The organism is Gammaproteobacteria bacterium (assembly GCA_013214945.1).
Lineage (GTDB): Bacteria > Pseudomonadota > Gammaproteobacteria > Enterobacterales > Psychrobiaceae > Psychrobium.
In genome coordinates this window covers 1-20113 of sequence record JABSRT010000031.1, presented here as the reverse complement: position 1 = coordinate 20113, position 20113 = coordinate 1, and the positions used below count along the sequence as shown (strand labels likewise).

At 40.9% G+C, this 20113-nt stretch carries 12 protein-coding genes; 10 read left to right on the top strand and 2 right to left on the bottom strand.

All coding sequences use genetic code 11. From position 1 onward, the window contains the following. Positions 1–54: 54 nt before the first annotated feature. Positions 55–2001, bottom strand: a complete 1947-nt coding sequence (gene acs / locus HRU23_18345) for an acetate--CoA ligase (GenBank protein NRA56104.1) — start codon at positions 1999–2001, stop codon at positions 55–57. 402 nt (positions 2002–2403) lie between these two features. On the opposite strand from acs, the gene HRU23_18340 reads away from it, so the two are divergent. From HRU23_18340 to HRU23_18315, 6 genes are all read left to right on the top strand, one after another. Then, entirely contained in the window at positions 2404–3003 is a 600-nt protein-coding gene (locus HRU23_18340) for a TetR/AcrR family transcriptional regulator (GenBank protein NRA56103.1), read from the top strand. A gap of 106 nt (positions 3004–3109) precedes the next feature. Then, positions 3110–3664, top strand: coding sequence for an isochorismatase family protein (locus HRU23_18335; protein NRA56102.1), 555 nt, complete (start codon positions 3110–3112; stop codon positions 3662–3664). A gap of 267 nt (positions 3665–3931) precedes the next feature. Continuing rightward, positions 3932–6133 (top strand): hypothetical protein, encoded by a 2202-nt coding sequence (locus HRU23_18330; protein ID NRA56101.1) that lies wholly within the window; start codon positions 3932–3934, stop codon positions 6131–6133. A 154-nt stretch (positions 6134–6287) separates the two neighbouring features. Continuing rightward, on the top strand, positions 6288–7808 hold the full coding sequence (locus HRU23_18325; protein NRA56100.1) for an aldehyde dehydrogenase: 1521 nt from the start codon (positions 6288–6290) through the stop codon (positions 7806–7808). Positions 7809–8433: 625 nt separating this feature from the next. Further along, positions 8434–9579: an FIST C-terminal domain-containing protein gene (locus HRU23_18320; protein ID NRA56099.1), complete on the top strand. Its 1146-nt coding sequence runs from the start codon at positions 8434–8436 to the stop codon at positions 9577–9579. After that, positions 9569–12127 (top strand): PAS-domain containing protein, encoded by a 2559-nt coding sequence (locus tag HRU23_18315; protein NRA56098.1) that lies wholly within the window; start codon positions 9569–9571, stop codon positions 12125–12127. Before HRU23_18320 ends, HRU23_18315 begins: the two co-directional genes overlap by 11 nt. Here HRU23_18315 and HRU23_18310 read toward each other — a convergent pair. Next, entirely contained in the window at positions 12124–12795 is a 672-nt protein-coding gene (locus tag HRU23_18310) for a response regulator transcription factor (protein NRA56097.1), read from the bottom strand. The genes HRU23_18315 and HRU23_18310 overlap by 4 nt on opposite strands. A gap of 223 nt (positions 12796–13018) precedes the next feature. Here HRU23_18310 and HRU23_18305 point away from each other — a divergent pair, with 223 nt between their 5' ends. The 4 genes from HRU23_18305 to HRU23_18290 all read left to right on the top strand — a co-directional run. Continuing rightward, the gene (locus tag HRU23_18305) at positions 13019–14236 is read left to right on the top strand and encodes a GGDEF domain-containing protein (GenBank protein NRA56096.1); all 1218 of its coding nucleotides are present in this window, start codon (positions 13019–13021) and stop codon (positions 14234–14236) included. A gap of 465 nt (positions 14237–14701) precedes the next feature. Then, positions 14702–17230 (top strand): AAA family ATPase, encoded by a 2529-nt coding sequence (locus tag HRU23_18300; GenBank protein ID NRA56095.1) that lies wholly within the window; start codon positions 14702–14704, stop codon positions 17228–17230. Further along, on the top strand, positions 17227–19056 hold the full coding sequence (locus HRU23_18295) for a hypothetical protein (protein ID NRA56094.1): 1830 nt from the start codon (positions 17227–17229) through the stop codon (positions 19054–19056). Before HRU23_18300 ends, HRU23_18295 begins: the two co-directional genes overlap by 4 nt. Positions 19057–19193: 137 nt before the next feature. Then, the coding region (locus HRU23_18290; protein ID NRA56093.1) for a transposase at positions 19194–20113 on the top strand (920 nt) is incomplete at its 3' end.

Genomic DNA, 20113 nt, shown 5'->3' with positions numbered 1-20113 from the left:
CCTGCTAACAAGGTAGCAGGCCTTTTAAATATACGCTATGTAATGCGTTAAGTGTTACGAGTTTTGGCGGTTGTCAATTAAGGTATTTAACACTGACGGATCCGCCAGCGTTGACGAATCACCCAGTTCATTAATTTCATTGGCCGCAATTTTTCGTAATACCCGGCGCATTATCTTACCTGAACGCGTTTTAGGCAAACCAGGAGCCCACTGAATCATATCTGGAGCAGCAATGGCACCAAGATCTTTACGGACCCATATTTTCAATTCTTTACGCAGTTCTTCGGTTTCTTCAACATCGTCATTAAGGGTAACGTAGGCATAAATTCCTTGGCCTTTAATATCGTGCGGATAACCGACCACGGCTGCTTCAGCAACTTGGCTGTGGCCAACCAGTGAACTTTCTACTTCAGCAGTGCCCATGCGATGGCCTGCGACATTTATCACATCATCAACGCGTCCTGTGATCCAATAGTAACCATCTTCGTCACGGCGGGCGCCATCACCAGTGGTATACATATTTTGGAATGTTTGGAAATAGGTCATCATGAAACGCTCATGATCGCCAAACACCGTGCGCATTTGTCCCGGCCAGCTGTCAAGAATAACCAACGAACCTTCTGCTGCACCTTCTAAAATTTGACCTTCAGCATCAACTATCGCTGGCTGAACACCAAAAAATGGTCGGGTTGCTGAGCCAGGTTTAGTTGCCGTGGCGCCAGGTAAAGGCGTAATTAAAATACCACCGGTTTCGGTTTGCCACCAAGTATCGACAATCGGGCTTTTTTCCTTACCAATCACTTGGTTGTACCAACGCCACGCTTCCGGATTAATCGGCTCACCGACACTGCCTAATACCCGTAATGAGCTACCGTCAAAATCATCGAAGTGCTTGGTGCCTTTTGCCATTAATGCGCGGATAAGGGTTGGTGCGGTATAAAGTTGATTGACCTTATGACGATCAATAATTTCACCTAAGCGGCTCGGCGACGGATAATTAGGCACACCTTCGTGAATAACCACAGTGGCGCCGTTGGCTAATGGTCCATAAACCATGTAGCTGTGACCAGTAATCCAACCGACATCGGCGGTACACCAATAAACATCGCCTTTTTTGTAATCAAATACATATTCATGAGTCATAGACGCATAAACCATGTAACCACCAGTACTGTGCAACACGCCTTTAGGAGTACCGGTTGAACCCGAGGTGTAAAGAATAAACAGTGGATCCTCGGCATTCATTTCTTCGGCTGGGCAATCGCTAGAAACAGAATCTGTTAACTCGTGCCACCAAACGTCGCGACCTTCAACCCACTCTATATCACCGCCGGTACGCTGTAATACGATGACGGTTTCAACAGTGGTTACTTTTGGATTAAGCAGCGCTTCATCAATGTTGCCTTTAAGTGGCACCATGCGGCCACCACGAGGGCCTTCGTCGGCAGTAATAATGACTTTGGCTTGGCCATCGATCACGCGCGATGAAATAGACTCAGAAGAGAATCCTCCAAAAATGATTGAATGAACCGCACCAATACGGGCACAAGCAAGCATTGCAACTGCGGCTTCAGGTACCATTGGCATATAGATAGAGACAATGTCACCACGTTTTACCCCTTTAGCTTTAAGGCCATTGGCAAATTTACAGACATCGTGGTGCAGTTCTTTGTAACTGACTTTACGTTGATCTTTGGCGTCATCACCTTCCCAAATAATGGCGATGTCGTCGCCGTTATTGGCTAAGTGGCGATCTAAACAGTTAGCAGAAGCATTGAGAGTGCCGTCACTGTACCAATTAATGCGAACATTTGGCGCCTCAAAAGAGGTTTCTTTAACCTTGGTATAAGGTTTTATCCAATCAATTCGTTTTCCGTGCTTGCCCCAAAAAACATCAGGATCATTAATCGATTGTTGATACATTTCGTCATATTGATCGTTATTTACCAGCGCGTTTAATTCAAAAGTCTTTGATACTGGGTATAGTTCAGAGGAGCTCATGGCCATTCCTTTTAGTTTTATTTATAGCTATTAAAGTATTTTTTTTGGGGAGCTCTAACCATTAGACATTGGTATATCAAATAGATATATATATATATTAAGATATAGTTCATTGTGTTAGATATTAGTTGAACCGTGATTAAGCGTTAGTATATATGGCTCTAATAGCCAGCTATCATCATGTAACCTGCCACTAAAGCTGGGCATAAATATAGGCTCAGGTAGGCTAGCAATAAAATAACTGTTATAAATAGCTAGCATGTCAAAGTCGCGAGGGTTATATACTGTGATCCTTGTAAATACTGCACGTCGTCGATTACGCTTATATAGTGTTCGATAAAAAGTCATTAATGATTGTTTTAATATTCACGTCAATTACGCAAAGATCAACACGAGGTTTGGATGGAAAATGGAGTAAGTTTTAATCGCAATGAGGCCATTGAAAAAGCCACATTGCTGTTTTTGGAAAAAGGTTACCATGCGACTTCAATGCGTAATTTACAACAAGCACTTGACCTGAGGCCGGGCAGCATTTACGCCAGCTTTGGTAGTAAAGAAGGTTTATTTAAAGAGGTACTACGTTGTTATGCCAAACGTAATTTAACCAGTTTAAAATATTGTATTGAGTCATCCGCATCCCCCTTAGGTGCATTAAAAATTTATATTGAAGAAGCGGTAATAGAAAGCGCTAATGGCACCGACACCGTTACATTGCCTAACTCAATGTGTTTATTGGTTAAAACTATTTCAGAGTTAACCGAAGAAAATCACCAATTGTTAACAGAGTCTAAGCGGCTACTGGAAATGATCCAAGGCGCATTTATTGTTTTGCTCACAGAAGCGCAGTCCGCAGGCCAGTTAGCTGCAGGCCAAGATCTTGAACGCTTAGCGCATTACGTGCAAATGCAAATTACAGGTTTACGAATTTATGCCCATACTAATGACAAGGCACGGGTCAACCAATTAATTTGTGATTTGTTTAATTCGATAAAAGCGAGTTAATTAGGTAGATTGCTGTCTAAACGTTACGGTTCGAGAACTGATGCGTTGTCTGTTTGCAATTTTTGATTTTATTGTTGCTAATACTTGAGCGAGTGAGGAAAGTAAGATGAAGTTATCAGCTGAACAATGCGTGTTAGTTATCGTTGATGTCCAAGGAAAACTTGCCAAGACAGTCCATCATCATCAAACGTTAGTGCCGGCTATTCACACGCTAATTGAAGCCGGATATTTATTTAATATGCCAATTTTGTGGCTTGAGCAATTACCGGAAAAACTTGGGCCGACATCTGAGCCCCTAATTGAGGTGATGAGTGAGCTATACCCGCACACGTCAGCCATTGCTAAATCTTCGTTTAGTGCGGTGGGTTGCATCGAATTTAGGCAACGTTTATCTGAACTGGGCCGTCGGCAAGTTATTTTAACTGGGCTTGAATCGCATATCTGTGTTTATCAAACGGCGCGAGATCTGCTTTGTCGCAGCTATGATGTTTTAGCCGTTATTGATGCTATTTCCTCACGAACAGAGCAAAACTATCAACTCGGGCTGAACAAAATGCAGCAACTGGGAGCCAGTTTAACCAGTATCGAAATGCTGTTGTTTGAACTGCAACAAGTTGCCACTGGCGATCGATTCAAACAACTTATTCGTTTAATTAAATAACAATAATTATCAATAATATTAATCAGCGTTGATTAATATTATTGATAACTCAAGCCAAATAGTTATTGCCCGCTAAGATGCTGGTTATCCTAGTATCGTCAGTAAAGACGTAATCAATCGAGCGCCTTGTACTCCTTTATTTTACCTATGCACAACCTCAACCCTCGTTTAATCTAATGCGCCCATATTTGTCTGATGCCCTGACTGCACTGCTCCTTACGATTGCTTGAACTATAATAAACGAAACTATCTTGTAAAGGAGCGCTTATGAACAAGCTATTAATTATCTTGGCTGTGATTTTTTCCGCGGCTATTGGTTATAGTTACTGGGATATAAATCCTTACAAGCCCGGCCAAGTGGTCGGTATTGCCACAGCAGATCCGACAGCTTATTTACTTGAAATGACCGAACACATTAGTTTGGCCACTCGACCTGAAGAAACGTTTCCGTTCCCTATTGCTATTGGCGAAATAGGTCCGGCTCAATCACTGTATTCTGGCCCCAAACAATACCCGTTTTATTGTATGAGTGATTGGTCTGGGCATGGACAGCCGGTGGTTGATAATCAAGTTGCTGAAGGGGTTAAAATATTTGCCCTTGATGCACACGGCGAAAATACTTCACGGGTGATAGGTTACAGCCGTGATTGTTCACTCGCTACGAAAATTAATTACTTTTACCGCAACAGCAGTAACCAAAAAATAGCAGCATATTCGACTGACAAGCCTCCCGCCGAGCAATCTATTAACCGAGTAATGATCAACGACCTGAGTGTGCCTGAAATTTACCGTGTTGAGCATGGCACCATTAACCGGTTCATTTATGTTATTGCGATGTTGGCCGATCCGGCGAAAGGCAGGCAGGACAAGTCGTTGTGGAATAACCGATTAGTTTATCAATTTCAAGGGGGATCCGGCATAGGTTTTCGCCAAGGCAAGGAAAGTGGCTCGCATATTATTAATAAACGTAGTGAGCAATTAAAATTGGGTTATGCGGTGATAACCTCTTCGGCCAATAAAACCAGTTATACCTACAATATGCTGCTGGCTGAAGATACGGCGATGCGGGTCAAACGACAATTTATTGCCTTGTATGGCGAGCCATTATACACGGTTGGCGTTGGGGGCAGTGGCGGCGGGTTATCTCAATATTTATTAGGACAAAATGGTACCGATTTGCTAGATGCGTTATTGCCGCTGTATTCGTATCCAGACATGATCAGTCAAACCATCTATGCACTTGATTGTGATTTGCTTAATACGTTTTACGCTTATCGGAGTGAGCAACCGAATCTATTTGACGATTGGACTTTACGTTCGGCTATCGAAGGCATGAATGCACGAAACTCTCATGATCAGAGAATTGGTTTTTTAACCCCAATGAATATGCTGTTAGATGGCCAGTGGCCACAAATGCCCAAAGGAAATAGTGAATGTATTAACGGATGGTTTGGCTTATCAACCTATATCAATAATCCGCTGCAGGGCTTTTTACGACCTTATTTTTCTCAAAATGTGCTTAAACAAGTTAAATGGAATTATTGGGAAGATCTAACCAGCATTTTTGGCCGTCGCAGTGACGGATTTACCAAAACGACTTGGGACAATGTCGGGGTACAATATGGGCTTGAGGCGTTAAAAAACGGTCGGATAAGCGTGGCAACGTTTTTTGACCTCAATAGTAAAATTGGTGGTTGGCGTGAGCAACCGATGCTGCAAGCTGAAAAAATTGGGATGTTACCGCTCATTAAATTACCACTGTGGCTGAGTTTATGGGGCAATCACAATGTAACCGAGCTGCGAAATGGCTTGGCTGCGCGCCACCAAGGCGATATCTCGGCGATTAATAGCGCCTATCGTTCGGGGCAGGTATTTATTGGGAAATTGACCTTGCCAACGTTAGATATTCGGCATTACCTAGAAGACGATCTCGATATGCACCATGTTTCGGCGTCTTTTAATACCCGATTACGGATCATGCAACAGCAAGGGCATGCCAATAATCAAGTGATTTGGGTTAGTCATAAAAACTTCACCCCTGTCGTGCGAGGTTTCGCAGTAATGGACCAGTGGATGGCAAACATCCGTCAGGATCCTGAGCACGACGTTGTCGCCAGCAAACCAGCCCAATTGTTAGACAGCTGCTTTGATGTTACTGGACAGCCAATAGCAACGGGCAATCAAGTGTGGGACGGTCAATGGAATGAGCAACCACCCGGAGCCTGCAACAAGGTATATCCGATGTATTCAACGGTTCGAATTGCGGCTGGAGCGCCATGGGAAGCGAGCATTTTTAAGTGCTATTTACAAGACGTTGAACAAGCAATAACTCAGGGAGTGTATGGCACTATCATGATGGAAAATCATTTAACCAAGCTAAAAGCTGTTTTCCCCGATGGTGTCTGTGATTATCATCAAGGAGATGCTGGCCGCCCGGTTATGGCAGGTATATTTCCATTCGACTATTAGCCAGTAGCAGCCCATTCTGGCCATTATCCTCCTAAAGTAGGATGTTTTCGCTGCCAAAGGACAATAGGATTTATTGTTGGCATAAGTTTAACTAAGAGTCCTAATATCAATTGTGTTGCGTATTTGCGCGAAGCTACTTTTTTGAGGTGAAATTATGATCTATGCATGTCCTGGCAGTGAAGGTTCGGTGATAACTTTTAAATCACGTTATGATAACTTTATCGGTGGCAAATGGGTTGCGCCAGTGAAAGGAAATTATTTTACTAATCTATCACCTGTTACTGGTGAAGCAATGTGTGAGATCCCTCGCTCTTGTGCATTAGATATTGAATTAGCTGTCGACGCAGCGCACAGCGCGAAAGCCGCTTGGGGCAAAACGTCGGTGACAGAACGTTCTAATATCTTGTTAAAGATCGCCGATGTTATTGAAGCCAATCTTGAAGTGTTAGCAGTCGCTGAAACTTGGGATAACGGTAAGCCAGTCAGAGAAACTTTAGCGGCTGATGTGCCACTTTGTGTCGATCATTTCCGCTATTACGCAGGCTGTATTCGTGCCCAAGAAGGCAATTTATCCCAAATAGATAACGACACGGTTGCTTATCATTTTCATGAACCATTGGGCGTTGTTGGGCAAATTATCCCATGGAACTTCCCTTTACTAATGGCCGCTTGGAAGCTCGCTCCTGCATTAGCAGCCGGTAATTGTGTTGTGCTTAAACCTGCAGAGCAAACTCCTGCAAGTATCTTGGTATTAATGGAACTTATTGGTGATTTGCTACCGGCTGGCGTACTTAATGTTGTTAACGGTTTTGGTAAAGAAGCTGGCGAAGCTTTGGCCACCAATACCCGTATTGCAAAAATAGCCTTTACTGGTTCAACGGCCGTTGGTTCTCACATTTTAAAATGTGCTGCTGAAAATCTAATTCCATCAACGGTTGAACTTGGTGGCAAATCACCAAATGTATTTTTCAGCGACATTATGAGTCACGAAGACGATTACCTAGATAAATGTGCTGAAGGTTTTGTTTTAGGCTTCTTTAACCAAGGCGAAGTGTGTACTTGTCCGTCACGTGCGTTGATTCAAGAAGATATCTTTGACGATTTTATTAAAATTGTAGTTGAAAAAGCGAATAAGATCATTCGTGGCAATCCGTTAGACACCGCCACTATGGTTGGAGCACAGGCGTCTGAACAGCAATTTGATAAGATCATGAGTTACTTGCAAATTGGTCGTCAAGAAGGGGCAAAAGTTCTAACTGGCGGAGATAAAGAATTGTTAGGTGACTCATTATCAACTGGTTACTACATTCAGCCAACTATTTTGCAAGGTGATAACACGATGCGGATTTTCCAAGAAGAAATTTTTGGTCCGGTCATCGCTGTAACTACATTTAAAGATGAAGCTGAGGCACTAGAAATCGCCAATGATTCTGCTTACGGACTGGGTGCAGGTGTATGGACCAGAGATGCTAATTTAGCTTATCGAATGGGTCGTGGCATTGAAGCTGGTCGTGTTTGGACCAACTGTTATCACTTGTATCCTGCTCATGCTGCGTTTGGTGGTTATAAAAAATCTGGGATTGGCCGTGAAACGCACAAGATGATGCTAGATCATTATCAACAAACCAAAAACTTATTAGTTAGCTACAGCACAAGTCCACTTGGCTTCTTCTAACAAGTTAGAGATGTAAACTGCGGCTGCCTCTGTCAACAGGGTCAGTCGCTTTTTTTGTTTTAAAGCAACCGAACTCTATGAACAATATTGGCTCTGTTGCACTAATACCAATTCCGTTAAATTAGTGGCCAATTTATTTACGAGGGAAAACGGATGATAACAAGGCATTTATTTATGTCTGTAGTTATTCTACATAGACTTTCCCTAGGGATTGGAAATAACGCGGTTATCATTTGTTTTAACCGTTAAGAATGATCAGTTAATTATCGGAATTGGTATAAAGTGTTGCCATTAGAACAGCAAGTCGCCGTAAATCCATCACTACTTCGGCGAACTTCCTCATGCCGCTGGCATGAGGGTTCTACCTACGTTCGAGGCTCTGCGCAGCATCTCGACAATTGCTGCTGCATTGTCCTAATATCTTACATCCGTGTAAGAACATGCTGCTCAAGCTTGATTTTTCTAACACCAACACTCTCAATCTACTAGGCACATAGCTACAGTTCAGGTCAACAGAGCTAACAACATTAGATAAGCTTCTAGTAAATATTGCCGTAACGCATTACTATCAGATTTCCCTGTAGCTTGTTCATTATTAAACAATAGTTAGGAATGGTTAGGATATATGCCAAAAACAATTACCGCGACCACGATATTAACCGACCCGCAACAGGCGGTGTCTGAACTGGCTAAAAAGTTAATTGACGCCGATCTATGCTTTGTGATTTTCTTTTGCTCAGCCAGTTACGATCTGAAACTACTCGAACAAGCACTTGGTGACACTTTTGGTTCATTACCAATAGTTGGTTGCACCACCGCTGGTGAAATATCAAGTGCGGGTTATAGCCAACATAGCATTGTCGCGATTGGCTTTAGTACGATGAATTTTTCGGTCAGTGTTGGTCTAGTTGCCTCATTAGAGCAATTTAATTTAAGTGCGGCCCAATCGCTGGTCAGTGATTTAACCAACCAGTGTCGTAAGCAAGCGGTAAGTGTTCTTAAACAGCATAGCTTTATGATGACTTTGCTTGATGGATTGTCATCGCAGGAAGAACGATTTTTAAGTATTTTGCATTCTGCTGCCAACGACATTCCACATTTTGGCGGCTCGGCGGCTGACGATATCTCATTAGCCAAGACTCATGTTTATTATCAAGGCCGGTTTCATCAACAGGCTGCTGTGGTCATCATGATTAATACCGATCTAGCTTTTGACGTATTCTCTATTAATCACCTTGAACAACCGGGTGAAAAGATGGTGGTGACTAACGCAGATCCTCAATTACGGACGGTTTACGAGCTTAATGGTCAACCGGCTGCGCTTGAATACGCCAGAGCGCATAATATTAGGGTCAAAGATCTTAACCCGAGTATTTTTGCCTTGCATCCTGTGGCAGTCAAAGTCGGCAGCCAATATTTTTTTCGTGCGATACAACAAGTTAATCATGCTGATAATAGTTTAAGTTTTTATTGTGCGGTTGATACGGGCATTGTGTTAACGGTGGTCAGTCTCGGGGATATCTTTGAACAATTAAAGGAAAAAATGGCGGCGATTGGTAAACGTTACGGTCCGCCCGAACTGGTGTTAAGTTGTGATTGTATTTTACGTCGGCTTGAAGTCGAGCAAGCAGGTTTGCAACCATTGGCACATGATATCTTTGGGCAATATAATATTGTTGGTTTTAATACTTACGGTGAACACTTTAACGGTATTCATTTGAATCAAACATTGACTGGGGTTTTCATCGCAGGAGCACGTTGTGACAACTGAAACACTTAGCGAACAAGTAACCAGACTCGAGCGTAAAAATGCCCAGCTTGAGAAAATTAATCGGGTGCTCATTGATCGGGTTGAGCAGGGCGGTGGTAACCAAAGCGACCCCTATTCAGCTTTTGAACACTCTGTTCAGCTGGCTGAGCAGGTCCGTGAGAAAACCCAAGCGCTTAACGAAACACTTGAGGCACTTGAGCGCAGTAATCTCGAATTAAAAAGCGCCAACCACCAAGCCAATATTTTTAAGCAACGATTTATCGATGCGATAGAAAGTATGTCTGATGGTTTTGTGTTACTTGACTGCGATGGTGTGATTATTTTACAAAACACCAACTTCACAAAATTTTGGAATCATTCTAATTTACCCGTAAAACAAGGGGTAAATTTTAAAGATTTTAAAGAATTGGCCAAAGTTCGAGGTATTATCAGTCAAGCATACCCAGGTGATAGTGAGAATAGTCCGGTTTATCAATTAAGCGATGGTCGATGGTTTCAGCTCAATGAACGCCGTACTCTCGAAGGTGGCTGGGTGATGTTATATACCGACATTACGGCAATAAAAACGGCTGAGTCGCAACGCTTTGATCAAGCAATGAGTCAAAAATCGCGCTTGTTACAGAACTTGGTCGATAACTTATCGCAAGGGGTGGTTTTACTCAATGGTTATGGCCAAATCGAAGTGTGGAACCGCCGTTTTGCACAAATGAGTAACTTGTCGGCCCAAATGCTGCAAAGTAGCCCCTCGTTAGCACAAATACAGCATCTTACCGAACTTGATTTGACCCCTAAAACAGGTAATAACGAAAATTTTGATTTACAAGTTCTGTCTAATGGCACAGTGCTCGAGGTCCGAGAGCATTTATTGATTAGTGGTCAACTGATTAAAACGTTTACCGATATTACTCAACGTCACCGATATGCCCAATCACTGGAAAGCCGTAAAAACTGGCTCACCTTAATCACCGATAATGTCCCGGCGATGATCGCTTACGTCGGCGCTGATCTTAAGTTTCAATTCATTAATAAAGGCTATCTCGACTGGTATGATTTGCCTGCAGGCAGCTTAGTCGGCGACAGCTTAAAAATGAGTCGGGTACTTGGTGATTATCACCTTCTAGAGCCCTATATCGCGCAGGCGTTATCAGGCCACAGTGTTAGTTTTGAAATAGAAGAGCGCACGAGTAACCGTGCCGTAAATTACTTGCTGAAATCTTACGTGCCCAATAAAGACAATACCGGCGCAGTATTAGGATTTTTTGTGTTAGTTCGTGATGTTACCGAGCGTAGAAACAGTGCTAAAGCGCTGCAACAAGCACATGACGAGCTAGAAAAACGGGTTGAACAACGTACGGCTCAGTTGCAGTTAGTTAATGATAAATTACTTAATGAAGTTGATGAACGCCGATTAGTACAGGCTAATTTGGTCAACGCTAAGCGCGAAGCCGAAGTGGCCAATCGATCTAAAAGTAAGTTTTTAGCGGCGGTTAGTCACGATTTACTCCAGCCACTAAATGCAGCGATGCTATTTTTAGGCGCAATGTCTGATGTTGCGGTCAAGCCCGATGTTGATAATTTAATTACTGGAGTCTCTAACTCATTATTGGATCTTGAAAATTTGATTGTTGGTTTGGTCGATATCTCAAAACTCGATGCCGGCATTGTGATTGGTGAACCGCATTCGTTTCGGCTATCACAACTGCTCGATAATTTGGCGGCTGAATACCGGCAGCTTGCCCCTAAATACGAAATAGACTTTAAATACGTTGCTTGTGATCTCGTGATCCATAGTGATAGTGCTTTGCTGGCCCGTATTTTGCGAAACTTGTTGTCCAATGCTTTTCGTTATGGTGACCAAGGTAAAGTTTTACTTGGAGTTCGCCGTCGAAAACACCATGTTTCCATCGAGGTTTGGGATAATGGGTTAGGGATCGCACAAAGTGAACTGGCCGAAATTTTTCATGAATTTAAGAGGCTAGAGGGCGCACACATCGCGTTTGGTAATGGACTAGGTTTGGGATTGGCTATCGTCGATAAGTTATCTGCAATTTTAAATCACCCAATCGATGTCCGCTCAACACTAGGTCAAGGCTCTGTGTTCAGTATTGAAGTGCCAATTGGTCAGCGAATTGCGAGCACTGCAGCGACGACTGATTTACCCGTAGCATTGAACTCTTTGACCAATGTTAAAGTTTGGGTGGTTGATAACGATCAGCAAATCTGCGATGCGATGGCTATTTTGTTGAAAAAATGGGGCTGTCAGGTCATCACGGCTTTAAGTGAAAAGGCGTTGGCCGAGCAAGTTAACATTGCTAATGCTCAGGTCGACATCTTGATAGTTGATTACCATTTAGCCCATGGCCGCACCGGATTAGCGCTGGCTGCGATTATTAATCAACAACGGGCTGCAGTAGTGCCCGTATTGATGATCACGGCTAATTACAGCCAACAGCTGCAAACTCAAATGAAAGACAGCGATATTTTACTGCTCAACAAGCCAATTAAACCAATGAAATTAAAAGCCGCGATGTTGCACTTATTAAATTAACGTTTCAGATACTGATTAAAATCAATATCAGTGCAACTAACTACGGCCTGAACCCGGTTATAGACGCCAAGCTTTTTCAAAATAACGGAAACATGCGACTTGACCGTCGTTTCAGATATATTGAGATCATCGGCGATTTGTTTATTGGCATGGCCTTTGGTTAAACACTTTAAGACCATTAATTGACGCCGAGTTAGCGAAGACAAGTTAACGTCGCTAACATGTTGCTGAGCATTGGTGAAAGAGTTGTATTCTTGTCCTGCACTGTCATCGCGGATTATCGCTGGTGGCAGATAAACATCACCAGCGAGTACGCTAGCCAGAGCATCAGCTATGGTCTCTTTAGATGACGACTTTGTCACAAAGCCGACAGCGCCATACGCAATAGTTTGTAAAATTATCTTTTTGTCTTGCTCAGCAGAAACAATAACCACGGGGATTGTTGGGCTTTGATTGCGCAAGCTAATTAAACCGTCGAAGCCGTTCATACCTGGCATATTCAAATCAAGTAAAATTAAATCTAACTCAGGGGTTTTGGCAGCAAAGTCGAGCGTTTGCTGCAAATCATTGGTTTCGAAGGTGACGCAATTATCAAAACGTAGCTTAATGATATTGACGATAGCATCACGTAATAATGGATGGTCATCGGCGATCAAGATGTTATACATTTAATATCCTAGTTGATAGTGCGTTGATATAAAGGGGTGATACCAATTACATTCGATCACTTCGTTGTTTAAACGTGAAATCGTGCAGTCACTTTATCGTATATATCGACAAGTTTGTTATTAGATATCGTATTTTATTGTTTTAAATCAATTAGTGTCAATCCGACCTTGGTTATAATTATTTATTTTAGCAAGCTAAAAATCGGATTTGGTAACGCCTTTTATGCCTCAAAAAGATTATGCACATCGTTCCTGTCGACTCAATAACAATTTGAGCTTATTAGCACTGTACTATCGAATTTCTGATGTTATTTCAACCTTACACCATTCGGTCGACTTTGTTCAAACGCGTAATAACTATGTTATTGAGCGGTTACAGCTGATGATTTTATTTTTTGTGATAACAGTACCATTGTCAGCGGTATTTGATTACTTTTTATTTGATCAAGTGCTGGCAAATCTATTAATGATTGATCGAATTGTGCTCTCTTTCAGTTTGTTAGGGCTAGTTGTGGTCATAAAACAACGGACAAGTATTTATGTTACTCGTCTATGTTTAGCGTTAGCCTTTTGTTTTCCGATGTTGTTTTACGTTGCCAGTACTGTCTCGCTTGAGGCTAATTTACCCACTACGGAAATCCCCGTTAGTTTTGTCATGATGCCATATCTTATTATTGCAATGCTCGGCCTATTCCCATTAACAGTTATAGGTGGTTTACTATTATTACTGGTTATTTTAGTGCCGATGTTGGTGGTTGAATTTGGATTAAATTCAACCGATCTAGTTGGTTTTAGCGATCAATTATGGTTATTTATCATGTTTGGCGGTATTAGTTTATGGTTGCAAACTGGGCAGTTAGTGATGTTAATGAAACTATACCGGGAGTCGACAGTCGATCCTTTAACCGGATTGATCAACCGGCGTGTGTTAATGCGTCAGCTCGAGCAGGTATCTAATCTTAAGAGCGAGAAGGCGAGTAACTATAGTGTGCTGATGTGCGACCTTGATCACTTTAAACGGATTAATGATGGCTATGGCCATATGATTGGTGACAAAGTGTTAGTGTTATTCGCACAAATATTAAAGACTCAACTACGCCAACTCGACATTATTTCTCGGGTCGGGGGGGAAGAGTTTTTTGTGGTCATGCCGAACATCAACGAACAACAGGGGGTAGAAATAGCTGAGCGAATAGCGTCTGTTACCCGTAATGCCTTGGTTGAATCAATCGACGGCCAAAAAGTGAAGGTCACTGTCAGTATCGGCGTTACCCAATACCGTCAAGGAGAATCGATAAGCTCGGTGTTTAACCGCGCCGATCAATTGTTGTATCGGGCTAAAACCTCAGGCCGCGATTCGGTTATGTGCGATCAGCAGTGCCAAAGCCCCTCAAGATCAATTGTGCCTTGTTCAAAAGTTGCGATCCCTGATGTCGCGTAACGTTGCTTGATATTTTTGCCGTTCGTACGCAATAAATGGTTATCGCTGACATTTATCCGGTGTCGAAACAGCGAGCAGGGTGCTGGTGACAACATGTTGGTCAGAGTCCGACGCAGACAAAGTTCGGTCACTCCGTTATTCTCGCTAAAGGCGCTATGGGGCACATAGCGCCTTAAAGTTTGTACCTAAAATTAGCGATGACTCATTACCATTTGTAATAGATATCCTAATTATTAACTTCCCCTCCTGCAAAGCGGACTATTCATTGTTTCGTTTTTATGACTGGTATGTACTTTGAAAACATGAGCTAGGATTAAGCCTTTATTATCGTTCTACTTTAACTAGTGCATGTAAAAATATGAGAGCTACACACTAATATATACATTTAACTTATTAATAATGTTATGTTTATGCGCGAGAATAACTTAAGCGTAGACGATGAATCGGTAAAAAATGGAGAAATAAATGGCTCAGGAAAGAATAATAATTTGCATACTTGATCACGCGTATGGCAACGACAAAGACAATGGAAAAGCAAGAGCCTTATTTGAAAAAATAGACGATGAATTACACCCCATAAACACAAAGGAACCTTTTTGCGAATCCGGTCATGTATTTATCATGAGAGGTTACGACGACATTCAAGAAACATATGGAGATGGTCTTTTTTTACTAAAATGCACCGAAAGTAGAAATATTATTAATGAAGGCGATTGCAAATATGTTAGTGCCTTTGAGCACGCTTCACCTATTCGTTCTAAATTTTCTGTTGCGGAAGTTTTTAAAGAAAAAGTACCAAGTTTATCTACCTCATACGTAATAACAGATAAAAGACCGTTGACACAAATAATTTTTTTGCAACATTTAGATGATTTACAAGGACCGTTCGTTGTATCTAAAGTTGAAGAGTCAAACAGTTCTACATTTAAGGTTTTCATTGAAACTCAATCTACAGACTACACATCTGAAAATAGAGAGACGTATATCCCTGCATACCATTACTCTGAAATGGATGCATCATTTGCATCAAATCTAATAGTGAACTTCAGATATGGAGCAAATAATATAGAGTTGGTTTGTGATGTAAAACGCCTGTTAAACATCACAAACAATACAGTTGACTATATGAGTGACGATCAAATTTTGTCGAAATACGGCCAGATATTGGTAAGTAACTCTCAGATACGAAACTTCACCAAAGGCATGATCCCTTTAATTAAAAGCCAAATATCTCGAACCAAAGAATATCGCGGAAATAAAGTACGTTTTGAGCGGTTCTTTGAGTTATTGACTATTCCTGGAGATGATGGTGAATGGGGTAGAATAAGACGTAGTTTAATGGATGAATTCATTAGTTCTGAACGCGGACAAAACATTGTCACTGACTTTATAGAAGGTAATAAAGATGATTATTTTCGTGATGAAAAGATAAAAGTAACTGAAGAACTCAACGAACAAACTTCAGAATTACGTTCTGATATAGACGCGCTCAAACTTAGCAAGTTATCTATTGAAGGCGAGATTCGTCAGAAGAGAAAAGAATTTCAAAATCTTGAATCAGATGACTACAAAGCTCAGCTAGCTGAAGAAGCCAGTAGCCTTATAAATGAAGACATCGAAAAGAAAAGACAAGAACTAAAAGAACTCAATGAAACTTTCAGTATAATACAAAAAAAATACAGTCACTTCGCGTCTGTTGAAGAGGCGGAAGCAAAGAAAGTTAACCTTGATGCATACAAAGATATCTTAAGAGGAGATATTGCAAAGCTAGAAAAACAAAATGAACAACTGAAATCTGATCTAACTGAAAGTAACCAGTTTTATGTTGATAAATTACTTTCAGTTAAGAATGAAGTTGATGTACTGACTGGCTCTAATAGACCAAAAGATGTTAAGGCAACTAACTACAGCGTACCAGCGGGTCTGGATATAATGAAATGGGGGGATAATTCCCAAGTTGAATACATCAACCAAATATCTGAAACCTTAAGTGACATCGGAAGAAAGACGGATTTCAACCAATTAGCTAATGTGGTGGTTACCATTGCGCAAAGCCAATTCACATTGTTTAGCGGATATCCAGGCACCGGGAAAACATCATTGGCTAAATTGATAGGTCAATCTATGGGGCTTGATAAACGTCTCCTAAATATACCTGTTGCGCGAGGTTGGACATCATCTCGAGATATGCTTGGTTTTTACAACGCACTTTCTCAATCCTTTGTTCCTTCATCCACTGGTTTGTATCATTTACTGGAGCAGATGCAAGATGAAGAAATTGAAAAAAAATCAGCACCAGCAATCGTACTTCTTGATGAATTCAATTTATCTCAACCAGAGCATTATTTCAGCCCATTTTTGGAAATGGCTGACGCTGAGTCTACTCGAACTATTTTCACAGGCGACCCAAGCAAACCAGAATTGTCAGTGCCAAAGCACTTAAGGTTTTTAGGAACAGTTAATCACGACGATTCAGTACAAATACTCACACCAAGAATGCTGGATAGAGCATCAATAATACATTTTGACGACATCGTGCAAGATGGTTCTGTTGTTGGCAACTTGCATGCAATAGATAATATCAATGTATCGTCAATAATATCAGGGCCAAAATTTATTGAGTTATTCGCAGCTACAATGCACACGTTGCCTGATAATATTCAAAATATTCTCGATAATATAATTAAAGTGCTCCATGACGACGATCCGAAGTTAGGTAATCAAGTCATCGTTTCTTACCGTAAGAGAAAAGCGATTAATGAATACCATAATGTAGCTTCTACATTGCTTATTGAGCGTAATCTTTATGCCTTAGATTATGCAGTTTGCCAACATGTAGTCCCTCTTTTAAGTGGCTATGGTGAGTTGTTTGGCCAGAGACTACATAAATTACTTGAAGCAATACCTGTCGAAATGGAAATGTCACGTAGACGCATTGATAGAATAATAATCAAGGGCGAATTAAGTCTATTTAGTTATGGAGCTTTTGCATGATTAAATGGAGTTTTAATGTAAGTAGGCAATACGAGTCTGCCACATATACTCCAAAGGAGGGTCAGATACTTCAGCTTAATGAAACCGATGTTGTTGAGATTGAAGTATCTATACCCCTTGAAGCAAAGGAATATGGCGAACCATACTTACTTATAGGTGATGTACCTGTAGAGATGATGCCTAAATCGATCACTGATACTCAATTGATATTCATTTCTGTAAATGACCCTAAAATTCATAGAAACCAACATTTCTACAATTACTTTGGCGAGAGTGATATATCCCTTTTCTTTAGAGATAACGCGGACATTTCTAACAAAATTACGGTAGATATAAAAGCAAGGAAAGCGAATGCGGAACTGGCATCATCAATGCTGAAATATATTTCAGACAATATGAATGACATGTTGATGCTTTGTTTTTCAAAATCATTTGTAGGTGGCGACTTTAATGATGACCAAAAAAGCACTATGCAGAAGGTATCGTTGTTACAGAAAATAATGGATTTCATGACTAAAAATAGAGGAACATTTGTTAGAGATCATAAGTTTGACTGGAAACAAAATATTGAAATCACTGAAAATGGTTCACCCACGGGGCCAGATAGTGTGTTTTGGATGCTGCAAAATTTGGATAAAATTGAGCCATCAGATAAGCAAAGTGCAAACCTTAAAATTAGAGAGCGATTATATAAAACAGATGTATCACCTCGGGAGTACATCTCTGAAAACCCTGATGTGTTTGAAAACCGAGTGGTTTATAGTTTTTTAAACGCAGCAAAATTTTTCGTCACTAGTTTAATAAAGAAAAACTCTGAAAACCTTACAGAAGGTCAAGGAAAGTACCTTGTAACAGATGATAGTGATAGTTATGTTTCTTTTGAAAATGCTTTAAAGGTTTATCGTCGAGCTATCATTAGTCATCATCTTTCTGAATTAAGACAGTTAAACAAATCGATTGACAGTTTTATTCACCTGTATAAAAAAACGTTAGGAATAAAGCTAATCAATGGCTTGCCTCCAAGGATGACGCCATATGTATTATCGAGACCTAGCTACAGAAACCTTTTTGAACAAGTACATAAGTGGTACTCGGCAGGCACACCTAACCTGAATAAAGATAAACTACTTATGGGGTTGAGAAATCTGTCTTCTATTTATGAATTAGTGAGTTTGCATATGCTCCACTCTACTATTCAAAATGAATTTGATATCACATTAAGAAATAAAAATTATCGTCATTACGATGATTCACTTCCTTTTAATGGGGATACTCAAGATCGACCAGAAGATCTTTCTTATAATTATTTTTATTATGAAGCTGGCGCATTATCTGTAGAGTTATTTTTTGAGCCTAGAATTTATATCTATAGGAAAGGCATTGCTCAAGTTGGTGATTTAATTAACGTAAGTAATAAAGATGACACTAAGTATGGTAAACATTATTACAAACCCGACTTTATTGTTAGGTTTGATCATGACGACTGGGCACAACCACTAGTTAATGTTTTAGATTCTAAATATACGGATCATAAAAACATTTTAAAGTATTCGCTCCCTGATACGGAAAATAAATACCTTCACGAAATTTTTCAAGTAAAAGAGGGTGGTAAACTTAAGGTGTCACCGATCAAGAGTTTATTGCTTTTGTATGCACACGGTTCAAGTAGGGTGGCATCTAAATTAAACAAACTCCACAGGGTAGATGGCGATATGCCTGTATACCCACAAGGAGCGGGTTTGAAATTGACTCCTGACGATAATATCCATTTAGGTAACTGGATGAATAAAATTTACCATGATCATAACTATGATAATGTAAATTGATTAAATTAGCCGGTGTATACCGGCTAATTATTGTCCTATGCCGAAAAAGTTAAATTTCAGACACCCATAATTTTTAGACGGCTAATTACTTTTTGTACTAGGCTAGAGTCCTACTAAACGAGAGTGGGAGTAGCATCATGGCTAGAGCGAGAGGAAGTCTCATCGATTTATCGGCGACACCTTATTATCACGTGGTTTCACGGTGTGTTCGGCGTGCATATTTATGTGGCGAAGACAAATACTCGGGTAAAAATTACAACCACCGACGACAATGGGTGTTAGACAAAATTCATCTGTTGTCTAGCATCTTTGCCATTGATATTGCCGCGTATGCGATTATGAGTAATCATTATCATCTGGTGTTACGCGTTGACCGTAGCCAAGGACTAGCATGGTCACAAGATGAAGTGATTGAGCGTTGGTATCGCCTTTATAATGGTAACGCCTTAGTTGATATGTATCGCAGTGGCATGATTGACGATGAAGCGAGCCTCAACAAGGTCGCTGAATTTACAGCGCTCTGGCGAGAGCGTCTGTATGACATTAGTTGGTTTATGCGCAACCTTAATGAATATATTGCCAGAGAAGCGAACAAAGAAGATAACTGTAAAGGGCGTTACTGGGAAGGACGATATTACTCTCAAGCGTTATTAGATGAACAAGCGTTGCTGAGTTGCATGATGTATGTTGATTTAAACCCCGTCCGTGCAGGTATGTGCGATGACTTAGAACATAGCGATTACACTTCCATCCAAACTCGAATTGCACAATACCAAAAGCACACAGAATCATCACAAGAACCTATCAACAGCAAACCGACTGACAAACCCCCAGAACAACCTCGCTATTTAATGCCCTTTGGCTCAAGCAAAGACAACAATGCTATCGCGTTTACACTGTACGACTATTTAGAACTTGCCGATTGGAGTGGGCGAGCGATACACCCCAATAAAGGTGGTTCGATTGGCGATACAACCCCAAAACTGATTGATAGGCTAGGGATTAGTCCAGACGATTGGATAGAAGTGATAAAGAACTTTAGGCGGCAATATGGTCA